Source organism: Streptomyces caniferus (assembly GCF_009811555.1).
Lineage (GTDB): Bacteria > Actinomycetota > Actinomycetes > Streptomycetales > Streptomycetaceae > Streptomyces > Streptomyces caniferus.
This window is the reverse complement of record NZ_BLIN01000005.1, coordinates 273,777-291,316: the sequence shown is the minus strand read 5'-3', so window position 1 is coordinate 291,316 and position 17,540 is coordinate 273,777. Positions and strand designations below refer to the sequence as shown.

The window sequence follows — 17,540 nt, the reverse complement described above, 5'->3', positions numbered from 1 at the left end:
CGGAGCCTTGCGCCACCACAATCGGCTCGTTCGTCCTGCGTATCAGAACCTGGCCGCGTTTCCTGCCGACGTATTCCGCCCAACGACGCTCTGAAGTAAGCCCGTTGGGAAATCTCCGGCCGACCGTACGGAGTGACTGATTCCGGCAGGGCCGCGAGCGCGCAGGGCCGCGCCGAGCCGCTCGTTCATCGGCGAAGGTGCCCCAGCCCGGATGGACTCTTCGGCCTCGCCCCGTACCGGCTGTGCCGGGTTTGCCCTCGAACACCCTTCGCAGGGCGCCGTCGTGTCGGCGGGTCACCGTGGCCGTCGCAGTCGGCGTGGCTCTCGGCGTGTCGCGGTGCACTCCGGCTCGCCGCGCTCGTTCCGGACCGGATCGCGGGGCCCCGTGGAGGGCCGCGAAAGCGCCTCTAGCCCACCCGTTGCGCGACACGCCGACGACGCGCGCCATCCAACGGGTGAATCCACTGCCTTCGGCCACCCGAAGAGCCCACGGCGTCCCTCGAATGCGACATTCTCCGGTGGTGCGAGGTCGCGATTCGGCTGACGGTGATCACGTCGCCACTGCGATCCGATGAGCCGACAAAGAGTCAGCCTTCGCAGCAGCGCCGAAAGGAACATGTCCCCATGCGCACTGCTCGCACCCTGTTCGCCTCAGCCGCCATTACGGCGGTGCTTGCAATCTCCGCTCCCGCTGCGAACGCCATGATCACGGCGGACATTGCCTCGGACAGCGCTTCTTCCGCCAGCAACAACGACCACGACAGGAACGGCAACGGCGACCGCGACCACGGCCGTGGCGGGTACGGCGACCGCGACCACGGTCGCGGCAACGGCCGCGACAACTGCCGCGACCACGGCCGTGGCGGGTACGGCGACCGTGACCACGGTCGTGGCAACGGCCGCGACAACGGACGTGGCGATGGTCGTGACAACGGCCGTGGCGACGGTCGCGACAACGGGCGTGGCGATGGTCGTGACAACGGCCGTGGCGACGGTCGCGACAACGGGCGTGACAACGGTCGCGACCACGGCCGTGGCGGCTACGGCGACCGTGACCACGGCTACGGCCGGGGTGGCTACGGCCGTGACAACTGCCGCGACGACCGGAGGCCGAGCGGCGGTGTGCACACCGGCGGCGGCGCCATGGCCAAGATCGTAGTGGCCGACTGGGACCAGGGCAGCGGCTACGGCGACGACCACGACAAGCACGGGCGTGGCGACCGTGACCGCGACAAGGGTGGCTCCGGCGGTCGTGACCACGACAAGGGTGGCTACGGCGACCGCGACCACGACGGTGGCGGCTACGGCGGCCGCGACAAGGGTGGCTACGGCGACCGTGACCACGACGGTGGCGGCTACGGCGGCGGTGGCGAGCGCCGCAGGCCGCACGGTGGCATCCACACCGGCGGTGGCGGCCTGGCGACCGGTGGCGGTATGGCTGCCGGCTCCGTGCTGATGCTCGGTGGTCTCGGTGCTGGTGCGTACATGCTGCGTCGTCGCAACACCTCGGGCGCTGCGGCGGCCTGATCCGGCTGCCCCATACGGGGGCCGCTGCGCTGTCGCGGCCACCGTTCCTCGTGGACGGTGGCCGCGGCGACGGCATTGCCCCGGCCCTCACCTCTCGCCGCCCCGTTCATGAAAGGCACTGGACATGACCGCCCAGCAGTCGCCCCAGCCGAATGCGAACCCCTCCCGGACCGCCTCCTCGTCGCGCCCCGTCGGCCGCGGCCTGCTGTGGTCTGCGGGAGCGTTTCTGCTGGGCTCCCTCCTCGTCTACAACTCCGTGGACACGTCTGCGGACCCCAAGCCCCCGTCCCAGCCCGCCGTGGCGTCCTCCGTCGCGCCGCATACCTCGGCCGACCCGTCAGTTCCTGATCTGGCCCTGTCGCGTTCCGCCCCGAAGCGGGTGACGATCCCGCAGATCGCCGTGGACGCGCCCTTCACCCAGCTGACCATCGGCCCGACCGGCCAGCTCAACGCGCCGCCCGCGGGGGACAAGAACCTCGTCGGCTGGTACAAGGACGGTGCGGCGCCGGGCGAACGCGGCTCGGCGATCATCGCCGGTCACGTGGACACCAAGACCGGCCCGGCGGTGTTCCTGCAACTCGAGTCGCTCAAGCCCGGCAACTCGATCAACATCACCCGTGAAGACGGCATCATCGCGACCTTCAGGGTCGACAGCGTCGAGACCTTCAGCAAGGCGAGATTCCCCAACGACCGGGTCTACGCCGATGCCTCCACCGCGCAGCTTCGCGTGATCACCTGTGGGGGTGCGTACGACAGGAAGGTCAGGGACTACGTCGACAACATCGTGGTGTTCGCGCACCTCGCCTCGTACCGACACGTCTGAGCCCGTCCGGGACGCTCAGGAGGGCCCTCCTCCTGAGCGTCCCGGGGGCGATGGGACAGCGACACAGGATCTGCAGGACAAGCCCAGGCCGCACCTCGTCGGCCTGGGCTTTGTCATGGTGGGGCGTGGGGGCGGGGTCCGAGCCGGGGCGGAGGCCGAGCCTGTGGCAGGACAGGACCAGGACCAGGACCAGGCTGCACCTACGCCTTCACCGGCAGTGTCACCGTTGTCTCGCTCCGGCCCGTGGCTCAGCCGTGACGTGCTCAGTCTGCCCAGGCCTGACCCGGCCCCTGGGGCATCCGCCCGCCTCGTCCCGCTTCGGGCGGAGGAGCAGCTCCTGGACGGTTTCAGGAGCGTGGCAGGAAGCGGGCGATCTCTGCCGCCACGGCTTCGGGGACCACCGACGGCGCGAAGTGCATCTGGCCGGGGAATGGCACGTGGGTGACGTGGGGCAGCACGGTCGCGAGCCGGTCCAGGGTTTCCGGCATCGGCTGCCAGGTGTCGGCTCCCCGCATCAGCAGCGTCGGGATCGTGACGGCGGACCAGCGCTCCACGTCCACCGTGTCGGCGGCCATGGATTCGAGGTCGCGGCACCAGCCGGGCGCGTCGTCGGGCACGTCGTCGGCCGGCTCCCCGGCGTCCATGAGGTCCAGCAGCGCGGCCGGGACGCGGGCCACCTTCTCTGCCAGGAGCCGGTCGGCCTGCCGCCGGTCACCGTGCGCGGTCAGTTCCTCGAACCGGGCCAGGACGGGCGCCAATTCCTCGCCCGCCGCGTAGAGCGGCGGCTCCCACAGCACAAGGGAGTGGACCGGCAGTCCGGCTGCCGCGGCGTGCAGGGCGACAGTGGCGCCGTAGGACATGCCCACCAGGTGTACGGGGCGGCCGATCCTGTCGATCAGCGTTCTGACATCTCCCACCTCGTCGGCGAAGCGCTTCGGCGACCGGCCCGGACCGCTCGGGGCGTACCCGCGGCGGGCCGGTGTCCACAGCTCGAACCGGTCGGCGAGTCGTTCGGCCACCGGCTGCCAGGAGTGCAACCCGCCTCCGGAACCGTGGACCATGACGACCGGAGGCCCGGAGCCCATCCGTCGACAGCTGATGGCGGTCCCGTCGAAGGACTCGAACGACGTGGTGGCCCCGGAGGATTCTGACAACTCGATCGGACTCGGCATGCCGGGACCGTCGCATGGTGCGCTCAGATCGGTCCACCGAATTTCCGCAACCGGAGCAGCCGCCTTCGGCCGGCCCGGATGATCCGCCGGGCAGGCCTGGGTGGAGAGCACGTCGGCGTTACGGGGAGCTGCCCCTTCCAGACGGCGTGGCAGTGGTCGAGCCGCATGAATGCCCGTCCTCCGTGAACGGGGGTGATGACCCTGGCCCGCAACCTTTCCGGCACGCGATATCGGTCGCCGGCCCAGCACGCACGGCCGTGCCGGAGATCGCGCACTTCGCCATCACCGCACCGTCCGCGGTGTTACCGGGGCGGACGGGGTCGGCCCGTGCGACACGCGGTGCCACGGCCTTCTCCCGATACGGAATGCGCGGGGAAATAATGAGCCGTCGAAAAAATCAGGGGCGCTCACGATGAGCCCGGTCGGCAATCATGAGGCACCCGATTCCGCCCTGTTGACGGGATGAAATGAGCGCTGGACGCCAAAGACCGTCGAAACCGCGGAGGGGCCGGAAGCCGGCCCGCGGGGGCACTCCTGCCACCGACCGCATGCTCCGCATTCTGCTGCGCCGGCGCAAACAGCCGCTGAGCACCGAGGATGTGACGGTCACAGACCGGCCCGCCGTGCGCAAGGCGGTGTCGGCGGCGGCGCTGGGCAACACCATGGAGTGGTTCGACTTCGGGGTCTACGCCTATCTGGCCGGCACCTTGGGGAAGGTCTTCTTTCCGTCGAGTTCGCCCGGGGCCCAGGTGGTCTCGGCCTTCGCCACATTTGCCGCGGCATTTCTCGTCCGGCCGCTCGGTGGCCTGGTATTCGGTCCGCTCGGCGACCGTATCGGCCGTAAACGCGTGCTCGCCGCCACCATGATCATGATGGCGATCAGCACCTTTGCCGTCGGATTTCTGCCCACCTACAGCACCATCGGCTTCGCCGCGCCGATCCTGCTGCTGATCTGCCGTCTGGTCCAGGGGTTCTCCACCGGCGGGGAGTATGCGGGAGCCACCACCTACATCGCCGAATACGCACCGGACACCCGCCGCGGATTCCTCGGCAGCTGGCTCGACTTCGGCACCTTCGTCGGCTATTCGCTCGGTTCCGGGCTGGTGACCCTGCTCACGGCGGTGCTCGGTGACGACGGGTTGGTGGACTGGGGCTGGCGGCTGCCGTTCCTGGTCGCCGGACCGCTGGGCCTGATCGGCCTGTACATGCGGCTGCGGCTGGAGGAGACGCCGGCCTTCCAGCGTGAGGCCGAACAGGCGCACCACGATGCGGAGGAGGCCGTCGCCGCGGGCGGCGGGGACCCGGTGGAGGAGGCCCGCCAGTCCGGTAAGGGGCGGCTCAAGGAGATCTTCACCCGGCACTGGGAGGCCGTGCTGATCTGTATGGGGCTGGTGCTGCTCTACAACGTCACCAACTACATGGTGACCTCGTACCTGCCGACCTTCATGACCGAGACGCTCGGTCAGAACGCCCTCACCGCCCAGTTGCTCGTCCTCGGCACCATGATCGTCGTGGTGCTCAGCATCACCACCGTGGGCCGCACCTCCGACCGATGGGGCCGCCGTCCCGTCTTCATGGCGGGCAGCGCCGCCATGATCGTCCTGGCCGTGCCCGCGATGCTCCTCATCCGCGGCGGCGGCATCCTGCTGCCGGCCTTCGGCTGCCTGATCCTGGGGCTCCTGCTGGTGTGCTTCGCGGGTACGTCCGCCTCGACACTGCCCGCGCTGTTCCCGACCCGGCTGCGCTACGGCGCGCTGTCGATCTCGTTCAACATCTCGGTCTCGCTCTTCGGCGGCACCACACCGCTCATCGCCTCCGCGCTGGTGCAGGCGACCGGCAACGACCTGGTCCCCGCCTACTACCTCATGGTCGCCGGTGTCATCGGGCTCATCGCCACCTTCTTCCTGCACGAAACGGCCGGGAAGCCGCTGCGTGGGTCCGGCCCGATGGTGGAGAGCGAGGAGCAGGCTCAGGAGCTGGTGGCCCAGAGCCGTACGGAAGCGGGGCGGCGCGCCAGGGACGTCTGGCTCCGGCTGCGCCACCCATGGACGCGGCATTGAGCGCGACGACGACGGGGAAGAGGCTCAGCGGCGTGGCTCAGCAACGTGCCGACGTCCGCGGCACATCCGCCTGCCGCTCACCTGCCCGTTGCCAGCCGGCCGCCGCTCACCCGCCCGGCGCAATCGCCCGGACCGGCCCCTCGCCCGGGAGTTACTCCTGAACGCCGCCGTACCAGCGCCATGTGGTGCGGCGGGGGCGCCCCGGCAGTTCGGTGCGCCCGGTGGCCCACAGCAGGGTCTGCCAGGGATCGGCGTCCTCCGGGACGTCCGGGAACAGCCGTGCCAGCACCCGTGCGCACACGTCGGCGGGCGGGTTCCAGGAGAGCTGGAGCCCCTCCGCCAGGTCATGGGTGTGCACCAGCGTCTCCACGGTGCCCATGGCGGCGAAGCCCTCGGGGTCCGACACACCGAACACATGATGGGCACGCACCCGCGGCGACGTCGTCCGCACCATGGCCACCAGCAGGGCGCCGCTCGCCTCCAGCACCTGCAGCAGCCCGGCAGGGCCCGCCGCACGGTCGGCGTGCACGGCGTTCGGGGGGCCGCCGGGCCGTCGGCTCTGCCACACGAAGGGCACGTTGCCCCCCAATGGCGGCCGACGAGGGCCCAGTTGGGCGGCGTAGGCGAACAGGTCGTCGCTGAGGTGCTCGACGGTCTCCCAGCAGTCCCACTCCAGCGAGCCCGCCTTGCCGTCCCAGGCCGTCGGGGGCGCCGCGCGGAGTACGGCCACCGCGAGCTGTACGGCACGGTCGAGATCGTCCGCGGCGACGGCGGACTGCGGGGATTCGGTTCCGGTTGATCGGGACATGCGTGGACCGTACCTTGAGCGATGGGGGAGCGCGGGCGGACCCGGGCCCTGCTGGTGGCCGTGGTAGGGATCTGACGGTCTATCGTGGGCGCATGTCCGCGCCTGAACTGATCCGTATCGTCTCCCGCGACTCGCCGATGGCCCTGGCCCAGGTGGAGCGCGTCCGCGCCGAACTCGGCGCCCTCCACCCCGGCATCGCCACCGAGGTCATCCCGGTCAAGACCACCGGCGACCGCTGGATGGGCGCGCTCTCCCAGGTCGAGGGCAAGGGGGCGTTCACCAAGGAGGTCGACGCCGCCCTCCTGGCCGGTGAGGCGGACCTCGCGGTGCACTGCGTCAAGGACATCCCGGGGGACCGTCCGCTGCCGGCCGGCACCACCTTCGCCGCCTTCCTCGAACGCGATGACGTCCGGGACGCGCTGATTCACCCGGGCGGACTCACCCTCGACCAACTTCCCGACGGCACCCGGATCGGCACCTCCTCGGTCCGCCGGGTCGCACAGCTCGCCGCCTCCCATCCGCACCTGCAGTGTGTGCCGATGCGCGGCAACGCCAACCGCCGTATGGAGAAGCTCGCCGCCGGTGAGGCGGATGCGCTGCTGCTGGCCGTCTCCGGCCTGGAGCGCATCGGCCGTACCGACGTGATCACCCAGATCCTGTCGGTGGACGAGATGTGCCCGCCCATCGGCGCGGGCGTGCTGGCGCTCCAGTGCCGCGAGGGCGACACCGAGACCATCGATGCCGTCAGCGGTCTCGGCCACCCCCGGACCTTCCAGGAGACCACCGCCGAACGCATGCTGCTGCACGTTCTGCAGGGTCACTGCAACAGCCCGATCGCCGGCTACGCCAAGACCGACCATCGCGGCGAACTGTCGCTGCGGGCCTGTGTGTTCACCCCGGACGGCAAGACGGTGCTCAACGCGCACGAATGGGCCGGTCCGCTCACCCCGGAGACGCTCGGCACGTCCGTGGCCGTCGCCCTGCTGCGGCAGGGTGCGCGCGAGCTGATCGACGGCATCGCGCACTGAGGTCGGTGGAGTCGGTCGGACGGGTCGATTCCGTGGGGTCCGTGGGCCCGCGTCGTCGGCGCGTCGCTGATCTTCGGATCACCTCGTCCGGTCCGCGGTCAGGCGTCCGCCGCGAGCGCGGAGGCCAGGAGGGCCGCCGGGCTGTCCGGCAGCGCTTGGTACAGGGCTTCGGTGCGGTGGACCAGGCGTGGTGTGTTCAAGGGGACCGCATGGATGCCGGGTTGATCGTCCAGCGCCCGTTGGGGGAGCAGGGCGAGCCCGTGGTCGGCGGCGATGAGCGTGGTGAGCCCGCGGACATCGGAGCCCTCGTAGCAGAGGGCGGGGCGGTAGCCGTCGGTTCCGCTCACGGCCCGTAGGTGCGCGAGCGGAATGGCGGTGTCGGGTGCGTCGATCCACCGCGCGTCGGCGAGGTCGGTCAGGCTGAGGCCGGTCCGGCCGGCCAAGGGATGCGAGGCGGGCAGCGCCACGGCGAGTGGTCGTTCGGACAGGGCCGTCGTGGTGAGCGGTCCGGCGTCGGGCAGGTGCAGCGGATCGGTGGGGGCGGCCATCCCGTCGACCAGGCCGAGGTCCACGGCCGCTGTCGCGACGTCGCGCAGGAGGGCCGCGCGGCCCAGGACCCGTATCGTCACCGCCAAGTGGGGCCGTGTCAGGCGAAGGTCGGTGAGCGTGCTGCCGAACGGGGCTGTCATGGCCAGCGGTGTCACGCCGATGACCATGCGGGTGGCGGGCGCCGCGGTCATCCGCGCCATGTCCGCGCGGGCGGCGTCCCAACGGAGCAGCAGCGGCCGGGCGTGCTCCAGCAGCCGGATGCCGACGCCGGTCGGGGCCACCGGGCGACGGTGCAGCAGGACGGCACCGACGTCCCTTTCGAGCGTGGCGATGTGCTGGGAGACCGCGGACTGCGTATAGCCGAGCTCACGGGCCGCCTCGGAGAACGAACCCTGGTCGACCACCGCCACGAACGTACGGAGAAGGTGCGGATCCATGCTCACGTCCTGTCGGTCTCGCCTGCGCCGTCGCGTGTGATCTTGCCGGTGCCCCCGGTGGCGCGGCACACCGGGGGCAGCGACGACGGCAGACCGGACGTCGGCGGCCGAGATGCCAGTCGCCGGGATGCCGGCGAGCGCGACCGTGCAGGCAGGAGGACCGGGTCGAGTTACGGGCTCAGGCTTCCAGGACGACGGCCAGCGCCTCGCGGAGGTCCTCCGGTCCGCGGTAGTGGACGCCGGTCATTCCGAGCGCCATCGCGGCCTCGATGTTCTGTAGTTGGTCGTCGACGAAGAGACAGCGGTGTACGGGGACTCCCGCGCGCTCGGCGGCGATCTCGTAGATCTCCCGGTCCGGCTTCGCCACCCCCACCCGGGCACTGCTGACGACATGGTCGGCCAGATCCGCCAGCCCCAACGTCGACAGGTCGTCCTCCAGCTCCAGGGTCGCATTCGTCACCAGAACCAGGGGCAGACGCGCCCGCACCCGGCGCAGCAGGGACACCACCACCGGGTCGGCCCGGAACGGAGCTCGGGCGAGTGCCGCACCCAGTGCACGCGCCGTGCCCTCCGGCACCCGGTCGGCGAGGCCGAGCGCGACGGCGTCCACCCACGCCTCTTGCGTGATCTTGCCGAGGAGCAGGGGCAGATCGATCTCCGGGCCGTAGGCCAGCGCCGCGGTCGTGCCCGGCGGCAGCCCCGCAGCGTGCTCCAGCTCTGCCAGTCGTGTCAGGTCGTAGAAACGGATCACGTTGTCGAGGTCGCACAGCACGGCGTCGTAGGGACTGCGGCAGATCCTGTTATGCGTCACGGGCATGGCATAACACAGCGGGCAGACAACGAGCCGTACGGCAACGGGCGTTGGCATCCGGACCCGCTCCGCTCGCTCCGTCCGCCCGGATCGGCCCGGCGGTGGCCCATCAGTAACGCTGATGGAAGGGTCATGAATCATCGTTGGTGCTGCACTCGATCACCGGGTCAGGATGTCCGCATGCCCGCACCACAGAAATTTCCGACTGCCCGGGTTGCCCTCGTGGGTGACCGCTCGCGCAGCGTCCGCTCCCACACCCGGATTCCCGGTCTCTTCGCGGCGCTCGCACAACGCGATCAGCTGATTCTGGACGCCTACTGGGTGCCGACGCCGGACGTGGCGTCCCCCGCTGCGCTCGACGGCTTCGACGCCGTCTGGTTGGTGCCGGGGAGCCCGTACCGCAGTGAGGACGGGGCGCTGGAGGGCGTTCGTATCGCCCGTGAGCAGGGGATTCCGTTTCTGGGGAGCTGTGCCGGATTTCAGCATGCGCTGTTGGAGTTCGCCCATGGGGTGTGCGGGCTCGACGGTGTGGCCCATGCGGAGAACCGGCCCGAGGCGGAGGACAAGCTGATCGTTCCGTTGGCCTGTTCGCTCGTCGGGCACGAAGGCGCGGTCGACGTGGCGCCGGGCTCCTTGGCGGAGCGCCTGCTCGGGGCCGAGCGGACCGTCGAGCGCTACCACTGTGCGTACGGCGCCAGTCCGGCCTATCTGGAGGTGCTGCGTGCGCACGGACTGCGCTTCAGTGGCGTAGACGAGGCGGGCGACGCACGTATCGCCGAGCTGCCGGACCACCCGTTCTTCCTCGCCACCTTGTTCCAGCCGGAACTTGCCGGCGACGGCAGTCTGCCCCACCCGATCATCCGGGGATGGGCCTTCGCGGCGACGGAGCGGGCCGCCCGGCGTCTGGCGAACGGGCCCACGTAGGCGGGGCGGTCCGGTCCGGCGCTCGGTTGGCCGGCGGTCGGTTACGGAGCCCAGGAAGGTGGGGTTCCGAGGCAGGCCGGGGTGGACGGGAAGCCCCTGTCCACCCCAACCGCGACCGCCGGTTCAGCCCTTCAGCCCTTCAGCCGGGTGATCGCCGGTATGAGATCTCCTTGTGGGGCGATACCGACGGCCCAGAGGTCGGCGCTCTTGGGCACCGTGGTGAAGCCGCGTACGACGACGTCCGGAGCGGAAGCCGTGTCCCACCGGTTGGCCTGCCCGTTCCACCGCAGGGCCACGGGCGCGGCGCCCTTGCCTCCGACGGCCCACAGCTCGCCGGTCCCCGTTTTCCCGACGGCACGCAGCCGGCCGTCCGCCACGTTCGGCGTCTTTGCCGCCGTCCAGGCCGTGCCGTTCCAGTGCACGGCGAGGGGACGTTCCGTGCTGCCCGACGTACTGCCGCCGACCGCCCAGATGTCGTCGGCGGCGAAGGCGGTGACTCCGCCGAGCCAGTTGTGGGATTCCTGAGGGCCCGGCGCGGTGACGCGCTTCCAGCTGGCGCCGTTCCAATGCAGCAGCAGCGCGGTCTGCGGTGAGGTGGCGTCGGTGGCGTACGCGGCGCCGACGGCCCAGATGTCGTCCGGAGCGACGGCCGTGACGCTGCTGAGTTCGCCCTTGCCGACATCGGGCAGGGCCTGCCGGCGCCAGCTCTTGCCGTCCCACGACTGGATGGCCGGGACTCCGTCCTTGACCGACCGGTTCATCGCCCGGCCCACCGTCCAGGCCTTCCCGTCGGACGTTGTGGTCACGGCGTCCGGTACGACCCGGCCGCCCGGATCCTTGTCCAGCTGGTGTGCGGTCCATCGAGTGCCGTCCCAGTGAGCCGACGCGCTGCCCACCGTCCAGATATCGGCGCCCGACCGGACGGCCAGGGCCTGCGGAAAGCTGTTCTCCGGCAGCGTGGACTCCTGGGCCCAGGACGTCCCGTCCCAGCGCAGTGCGACGGCCTCCAGGGCGGTGGCGCTCTTCAGCCGATAGCCCACGGCCCAGGCCTGCTTGTCGCTCAGAGCGGCGATCGCGGTCAGATCGCCCTTCGCCACGGGTACCGATGTCGCCTGCCACCGGTCCGCGCGGGAAGGGGAGGAAGAAGAGGCGTGTCCGGTGGTGGCCGCGGAGGCGGCGGGTTCACCGTCCAGGCCGGTCAGGACCAGGGCCCCGGTGGCCGTGGCGGCGGCAAGCACTGCCAGCAGCGAGACCCGGACGGGTCGTCGCTTCCTGGGCAGGGAGTGAGGGGAGGGCATGGGGGACTTCCTTGTCTGATGGGGGACAGGCCTGTACGCGCGGCGGTCGCGGGGCTCGCCCGCGTGCTAGACCTTGGTGGTGATCACGAAGTCGAAGGTGCCGGTGTAGCGGCCGTTCGCCGGTCCGGCGAGCTCGATGGTGCAGGCGCGGTTGAGCAGCCGGTCGGCGGCGTTGAGGGCGCTGAAGTCCCTGCCGTACGCCTGGGTGTCGTCGGGGAAGTAGAGCTGGGTGACGAGCACGGGGCCGCCGGACACCTGCACCTGGGTGTGGATATGCGGTGCCCGCTGGCCCCAACGTCCCCAGTAGTCCCGGGGGATGATCGTCCGGAGGAGGTAGGTGCCTCTGCTGTCCGTGTACTGGTGGCCGCGGAGCGCGAATCCCGCGGTGTCGTAGTCGCCGTTCTGATCGCACTGCCAGAACTCGATGAGCGTTTCGGGAAGCGGTGTGCAGGAGGTGTCGTAGACGACTCCGCTGAGGTCGAGCCGCACCCCGCGGATGGCCGGGGTGATCAGATCGCCGCGTGCGGGGGAGTTGGGCTTGAACAACGGGCCCTCGATGGACGCCGGAGTCTCCTGGCCCGAGCAGGCCGGGGTGACGGCGAGCGGGAGGGCCGCGCGGCGTGCCGTCGCGGGCCGGGCCGTCTCCGCCGCCTCGGCCGGGGGGCCGGTCGAGGCAGCCACGCTCGCCCCGAGGGCCACCGAGGTCACGCCCGCGGACGTGGACCTGATGAACGACCTCCGCGAACTTCCCCGCTCGCCGTCCGCCCGTGCCGGGGGCAGGGGGCCGGTCGCAGCCCCCGGGCTCATATCGTCGGCGTACCGCATCGCATCTCCTTGCCGGAAGGAACTCGTGGACGGGGCACCCGACGGGACGGGCCGCCAGGGAGGGACGGCCGGGGGCCTGCGGCAGTGGGGTGACGACTGACGGTCGGCGGCTGTCGTGCCTGGAGTCCTTATGGGAACGGCCGTCCCGTCGGGTGCGCTCTGCCACTCAGCCTCCGGTGTCGTCCCGGCCTCCACATCGGTCGGATGACGGGCGAGTTGGGCGCGTGACGAAACCACCCGCGCATCGGACAAGGGGGGCCTGGTGAGCAGGCAGCCGAGAGCCCGGCCGCTTCAGGAACCGGAATCGGGGCCCGCCGCCCGTCCCGCGAACCGGACCGCGATCTGCGTACGGGACCTGACGCCCCACTTGTCCCTGACCCGGTCCAGATGGCTGGCCACGGTGCTCTTGGAGAGTCCCAGATGTGCGGCGATCTGCTGGTTGGTCATGCCCTCGGCGACCAGCTCGGCGACCGCCGACTCGCGTCCGGTCAACGGAGGTTGACCGATCACGTCGCCTTGACCGGGGCGCGCTTCCTGACCACCGTCACGTCCGGTGGAACCGAGTGGTGTGCCACGCAGCGCATACGTGACCAACCGCGCTCCCCGCAGCCGGCGACCGGCCGCCATCGCCGCACTGACCCCGGACGGATGAGCCCGCTCCTTGACCCGTGCCACGGCGGCCTCCACCTGCCCCCACCAGTGTGCTTCCGGCTCCGTGTCGATCCGCCGACGCATCGCGGAGGCCGCCGCGTACAGCCGCAGCGACCGCTCCACCTCGCCACGCTCGGCCGCTACGATGGCCAGCCCTTCGAGCGGGTAGAGCGCATGGAAGCTCTCCCCGGGCGGCGTCTTGAGCAGCACCTCGGCGAACCGCCGCTCGGCGGCATCCACCTCGCCCTGCGCCAGCCGGATCGCCCCCGCGGTGTGCAGAGCGGCCGTCACCTGGCCCGGCGGCGCACTCGCTTCCAGCTCCGGCAGGCACTCGTGCATCAGCGCGTCGGCCTGTGCGATGCCGCCCGTCTGGAGCAGAGCCCAGGCCAGATGGTGCCGGCAGAGCGCGAGGTCGAGGGGACGGCCGAGCGTACGGACCACGTCGAGGCACTCGGCGAATACGGCTACTGCCTCGGAGAACTCGCCCCGGTACAGCCGGGCGGCCGCCAACGCGTCCAGGGCATTGGCCAGCCTGGCCGGCTGTCGTCCCGCGCGCCCGACGGCGACGGCCTCCTGAGCGAAGGCGAGGGCGGCGCCATGGTCGTCCTGCAGACAGGCCGACCGCGCGGCCAGCGCCAACGCCGCGACGCGGTCCTCGTGATCGGGCACCTGCTCCCACACCCCCGACAGCAGCGTGCGCGCGGCCGTCAGCTGCTCCTGCTGGTACTGCAGCCGGGCCAGCGCCACCGCGAGCGGGAAGTGCCGGTCGTCGGAGCGCGCGGCGCAGCGCGCGACGGCCGCCGCGAGGTTCTCCTGCTCCTGGCGAAGGGGTGCCTCGACGGTGTCGGGGAACGTCTCCGCCGCGACGGCTCCCGCGGCCCGGCCGGCCAGCCAGCCGAGCGCCCGGTGCCAGGTGTCGTCCAACTCCCCGGCCTCCGCCAGCCGTTCCCTCCCGTAGGCCCGGATGGCACTCAACTGCCGGAACCGCGCCCCGTCCCGCCGCTCGTCCCCCCGTACCCTCACGACCAGCGATTTGGCCTCCAGCGCACAGACCACGCGTAACACCTGCTCGGGGCGCACGGGGCTGTGAGCGGTGGCGCGCTGTCCGGCGGTCCCGGTGGGGTGGCCGGCGTCGCCAGGGCGACCGATGCCGTCCTGCCGGGGAGCTCCGTACCGCTGTCGGACTCCCTCCAGATGCCCACCGTCCAGGGACCCCTCTACGTCCAGGTACTCCCCTCCGCCCAGGTGCCCCTCTCCGTCCCGAGGCCTCTCTCCATCGGCGCAGACCGCGGCGGCTCCCTGCGCGTCGAAGCCGCCCCCGAGAACCGACAGCCGCCGGAACACCACCCTCTCCAGCGGGTCGAGCAGGCGGTGACTCCAGTCGATCGCGGCCCCCAACTCGCGATGCCGGCCCGGTCCGGTCCTCCGGCCGTCGGTCAGCAGGGACAGCTGATCGTCCAGCCCGTGCAGAATGCCTGGCAGGGACAGCGAGCCCGCCCTCCCGGCGGCCAGTTCGATGGCCAGCGGCAGCCCGTCCAGCCGCCGGCAGATCTCGGCCACCGTACGGGCCTCGCCCGGTCCGAGTTCGAACGCCGCGTCACTCGCCCTGGCCCGTGCCAGGAACAGCCTGACGGCCTCCGATCCCAGCAGCTCAGCGGTGTGGTGGTCCTCGCCTGACGGTGACAGCGACAGTTCACCGACCCGGAAGACGACCTCGCCGGGGACGCGCAGTGTCTCCCGGCTGGTGGCGAGAATCCGCAGCCGGGGGCAACGGGCGAGCAGCGTCGCGGCCAGCCGCGCGCAGGCGTCGGCCAGATGCTCGCAGTTGTCCAGCACGATCAGCACCGAGCGGGTGCCCAGCGCATGCACCAACGCCTCGACGCCGGCCCGGCCGCCACGCTCGCGCACCCCGAGGGCGGCGGCAAGAGCCTGCGGCAGCAGCTCGCCGTCCTGCAGCGAGTCGAGTGCCACCCAGTGGGCACGCCCCGCGCGAGCGCCCCGGACGCTGCCCGCCAGCTCCAGCGCCATACGTGTCTTGCCCACTCCGCCCGGACCCGTCAGCGTCAGGAGCCGCGACGATCTCAGCAGCGTACGCAGCCGTGACAGCTCCCGCTCGCGCCCCACGAACGCATCGAGCGCGGGCGGCGGCAGTCCGCGACCCGGCAGCTCCGTACGAGGCGGTTCGCGACGCTCGGCGCGCCGGCGGAACGCGCGTTGCCGACAGGCGCCGGAGCAGTACCGTGCGGGCCGGCCGCCCGGCGCCGTGCCACCGCTCGCGGCCTTTGAGGGCGTCGGGAGCGGCGCACCACATGCTTCACATCCCCGCGACTTCGCCACACCCGGCATCCTGCCCAACAGTCGCCATTCTCACCAGCGTTGCCCTGTGCGAGGGACGCCCCGGCGCGGGCAGGGCTGTCCCCTTCCGCGGGGCGGGCGCCTCAGTCGAGGAGATCGACCCGGACCGTCAGCAGGTTCGTCCCGACGGTTCGGACCACCGCACTGTTGAGCAGCGGCAGGGTTCTGAGCCGCGCACGGGCATCGTCCTGCGGGACCGGATGTGCGGTGCCGACGTGCCACCGCCCTTTGATCCGGACGCGGACCCGGGAATGCGCCTGGATGTTCCGTACGTACTGTGACTTGTCGCCGTACTCGGAAACGAACCAGAACTCCTTTCCGATGCGGCGTCCGCCGATCGGCGTCCGACGGGGCAGTCCGGACTTCCGTCCTGTTGTCTCCAGGAGAGTCTGTTGCGGCAGCCGAGTGAGGATCGGGTTGCCGATCCGCCGCTGGAACGAGGTGACCGCCCGGAATTTCCTCTCGAGATAGCGCGACATCCGTGGCCTTTCCGTTCGTTGCCGACATGCGAAATGCTGGAAAGTGCAGAAAATGCTGGGTGAGATCGGGCCGGGGGAGTGTGTGCGTGGTGGGGCGGGGGACGTAACCGGTCCGTCGAGGTGTGACCATCGTCCCGGGTCACGGCCTCGCTGCCTCAGGGCTTTCCTTCTCCCACGGTACGACGACGACCTGCTCGTCATCCTCGTAGATAATCTTTCCCGGGTTCGTGGACTCGATCCGTTCACAGGCCACGTCGTGGGCGGCCAGCAGCTCCATATACCCGTCCACCCGCTCGATGAGATGCACGGCGTGAGCCTTGAACCACGCCACCGCGCCCGGGTGGATACCGCGGTCGTAGATGGTGGGATCGATGTGCGAGGGGTTGGTGTAATGCGCGTCGTACCAGTCGTTTCCGGCGCGCCAGAAGCGATACTGCTCGTCGGTCAAAATTCCCCGCCGCGCAAGGCCGTTGGCGAGGACGAAGATGCCGGGGAAGTAGCCCTTCGGGCTGGGCGTCGTCCCCTGAAACCTTATGTACAACGTCTTGGTCATGAGATCCCCTCCAGCTGATGCCTTCTTCGGTGCGGCATGAGCTCATCTTCGCCGAGGAGCTTCGGTACCTCACGCTTCTCGGTGTTTTTGGAGGAGGGTGCGTACGTCGGGGTGGGGCTCATCCTGTGCTCGTGCTTACGGAGCTGGAAGACGGCCCGGCCTGTTCACTGGCTGACGGGGGACGGCTCACGTCTGACGGGGACGGCTCACGCCTGACGGGGCCGCGAACCGCGGGTCGGCCGACGGTCTCCGGGCGCCGGGCCGGGAGCACGTTTCGGACGTTCCCTCTTCAACGGTCTCGGGCTCTGGGATGATCTTTGCGTGCCTGGCGCGCGCATGACACGATGTCCAGCGCCCGCGCGGGGGAGCGACGGACGAGTGGGGACAACCTCCCTTGGTGCACCGAGTATTCCACTGTGGTGCTCCCTACTTCCCAGGGCGGCGAGAACCTACCAAGCCGCAGTCACAGGATCACAAGGGAATGGGACACCACCGACATGAGTACCTCCACGCACACCGCCAGCCCCACCCCCATCTATGAAGAGCTCGTCGAGGAGCACGGAGACATCCTCGCCCAAGCCCGCGAGGCCGCCGAGCGTTCCCAGCAGACGGCGTCCCAGGCGCTGGACTGGAGCGACCTGCGCCGCCGGCATTGAGATGTAGCCTTCGCTGACGGCCTTCGCTGACGGCCCGTTTCTCAGGAGCCGGCAGCGATGGCTCGGCGACAGCCCGTCGGGATACGGAAAGCCGCTGTACGCGTAAGGACTCCGAGCTGTTCTTTCCGGATCGGCGTCCCTCGACGGGACCGTGGCGAGTGATTCCGCCGGGGACGGACATCACGCATAGTGTTCCGTCTCATTCCGGGCAGTCCGGTGTCATTCCGTCTCGCTCCGCCCGGGAAACGCATCCACGAGCCGCGGGGGAGCTGCCTGTTTCCACGAGTCCACGAGGATGTCCCGCAGCTCGTCCATGTCCTCCAGCTCGGCCAGCCGCACTCGCACCCAATGGGAGCCGGCCTCGTGCGGCGGCACCCAGAACTTCGCCGGTTCCGCGGCAATCAGCTCTTGCCGCTCATGAATCGGGCATCGCACGGCGAACGACGTCTCGTCGTCGGGGATCGTGATGAACATCTTTCCGGCGACCCGGAAGGTGGGCATGTCCCAGGCCACCTTCTCCACCGTCTCGGGCAGGGAAAGGGCAATACGGCGGACGTCAGCGGCATCGATCACGGCCACCAGCT

16 protein-coding genes are annotated in these 17,540 nt (G+C 70.6%); 6 read left to right on the top strand and 10 right to left on the bottom strand.

The window, feature by feature from the left end:
• Positions 1–624: 624 nt before the first annotated feature.
• Positions 625–1,527, top strand: a complete 903-nt coding sequence (locus Scani_RS17940; protein ID WP_159477203.1) for a hypothetical protein — start codon at positions 625–627, stop codon at positions 1,525–1,527.
• 124 nt (positions 1,528–1,651) lie between these two features.
• A complete protein-coding gene (locus Scani_RS17935) occupies positions 1,652–2,350 on the top strand; it encodes a class F sortase (RefSeq protein ID WP_159477200.1) in 699 nt (232 codons plus the stop codon).
• 347 nt (positions 2,351–2,697) lie between these two features.
• Here Scani_RS17935 and Scani_RS17930 read toward each other — a convergent pair whose 3' ends face one another.
• Positions 2,698–3,522 carry an alpha/beta fold hydrolase gene (locus Scani_RS17930; protein ID WP_159477197.1) on the bottom strand — a complete coding sequence of 275 codons (825 nt, stop codon included), beginning with the start codon at positions 3,520–3,522 and terminating at the stop codon, positions 2,698–2,700.
• 548 nt (positions 3,523–4,070) lie between these two features.
• Here Scani_RS17930 and proP point away from each other — a divergent pair.
• Complete coding sequence (gene proP, locus Scani_RS17925; RefSeq protein WP_218039200.1) at positions 4,071–5,582, top strand: glycine betaine/L-proline transporter ProP; 1,512 nt, start codon at positions 4,071–4,073, stop codon at positions 5,580–5,582.
• A 151-nt stretch (positions 5,583–5,733) separates the two neighbouring features.
• On the opposite strand, the gene Scani_RS17920 is transcribed toward proP, so the two are convergent.
• Complete coding sequence (locus tag Scani_RS17920) at positions 5,734–6,390, bottom strand: hypothetical protein (protein WP_159477191.1); 657 nt, start codon at positions 6,388–6,390, stop codon at positions 5,734–5,736.
• A 92-nt stretch (positions 6,391–6,482) separates the two neighbouring features.
• On the opposite strand from Scani_RS17920, the gene hemC reads away from it, so the two are divergent.
• The gene (hemC, locus tag Scani_RS17915) at positions 6,483–7,418 is read left to right on the top strand and encodes a hydroxymethylbilane synthase (RefSeq protein ID WP_159477188.1); all 936 of its coding nucleotides are present in this window, start codon (positions 6,483–6,485) and stop codon (positions 7,416–7,418) included.
• A 98-nt stretch (positions 7,419–7,516) separates the two neighbouring features.
• Here hemC and Scani_RS17910 read toward each other — a convergent pair whose 3' ends face one another.
• Entirely contained in the window at positions 7,517–8,404 is an 888-nt protein-coding gene (locus Scani_RS17910; protein ID WP_159477185.1) for a LysR family transcriptional regulator, read from the bottom strand.
• 178 nt (positions 8,405–8,582) lie between these two features.
• Positions 8,583–9,221, bottom strand: a complete 639-nt coding sequence (locus Scani_RS17905; RefSeq protein ID WP_159477182.1) for an HAD family hydrolase — start codon at positions 9,219–9,221, stop codon at positions 8,583–8,585.
• Between the two features lie 174 nt (positions 9,222–9,395).
• Here Scani_RS17905 and Scani_RS17900 point away from each other — a divergent pair, with 174 nt between their 5' ends.
• On the top strand, positions 9,396–10,139 hold the full coding sequence (locus tag Scani_RS17900; RefSeq protein ID WP_159477179.1) for a CTP synthase C-terminal region-related (seleno)protein: 744 nt from the start codon (positions 9,396–9,398) through the stop codon (positions 10,137–10,139).
• Between the two features lie 131 nt (positions 10,140–10,270).
• Here the strand turns inward: Scani_RS17900 and Scani_RS17895 are convergent, their stop codons facing one another.
• From Scani_RS17895 to Scani_RS17875, 5 genes are all read right to left on the bottom strand, one after another.
• Positions 10,271–11,437: a hypothetical protein gene (locus tag Scani_RS17895; RefSeq protein WP_159477176.1), complete on the bottom strand. Its 1,167-nt coding sequence runs from the start codon at positions 11,435–11,437 to the stop codon at positions 10,271–10,273.
• Positions 11,438–11,503: 66 nt separating this feature from the next.
• Positions 11,504–12,262, bottom strand: coding sequence for a dioxygenase family protein (locus Scani_RS17890; RefSeq protein ID WP_159477173.1), 759 nt, complete (start codon positions 12,260–12,262; stop codon positions 11,504–11,506).
• 291 nt (positions 12,263–12,553) lie between these two features.
• Complete coding sequence (locus Scani_RS17885) at positions 12,554–15,259, bottom strand: LuxR C-terminal-related transcriptional regulator (RefSeq protein WP_159482190.1); 2,706 nt, start codon at positions 15,257–15,259, stop codon at positions 12,554–12,556.
• Positions 15,260–15,351: 92 nt separating this feature from the next.
• Positions 15,352–15,747, bottom strand: a complete 396-nt coding sequence (locus Scani_RS17880; protein ID WP_159477170.1) for a nitroreductase/quinone reductase family protein — start codon at positions 15,745–15,747, stop codon at positions 15,352–15,354.
• A gap of 139 nt (positions 15,748–15,886) precedes the next feature.
• Complete coding sequence (locus tag Scani_RS17875) at positions 15,887–16,300, bottom strand: hypothetical protein (protein WP_159477150.1); 414 nt, start codon at positions 16,298–16,300, stop codon at positions 15,887–15,889.
• Positions 16,301–16,797: 497 nt separating this feature from the next.
• Between Scani_RS17875 and Scani_RS39990 the strand changes: the two genes are divergently transcribed.
• Entirely contained in the window at positions 16,798–16,956 is a 159-nt protein-coding gene (locus Scani_RS39990; protein ID WP_167538118.1) for a hypothetical protein, read from the top strand.
• A 219-nt stretch (positions 16,957–17,175) separates the two neighbouring features.
• On the opposite strand, the gene Scani_RS17870 is transcribed toward Scani_RS39990, so the two are convergent.
• Positions 17,176–17,529 carry an MmcQ/YjbR family DNA-binding protein gene (locus tag Scani_RS17870; RefSeq protein WP_159477147.1) on the bottom strand — a complete coding sequence of 118 codons (354 nt, stop codon included), beginning with the start codon at positions 17,527–17,529 and terminating at the stop codon, positions 17,176–17,178.
• Positions 17,530–17,540: the final 11 nt, after the last annotated feature.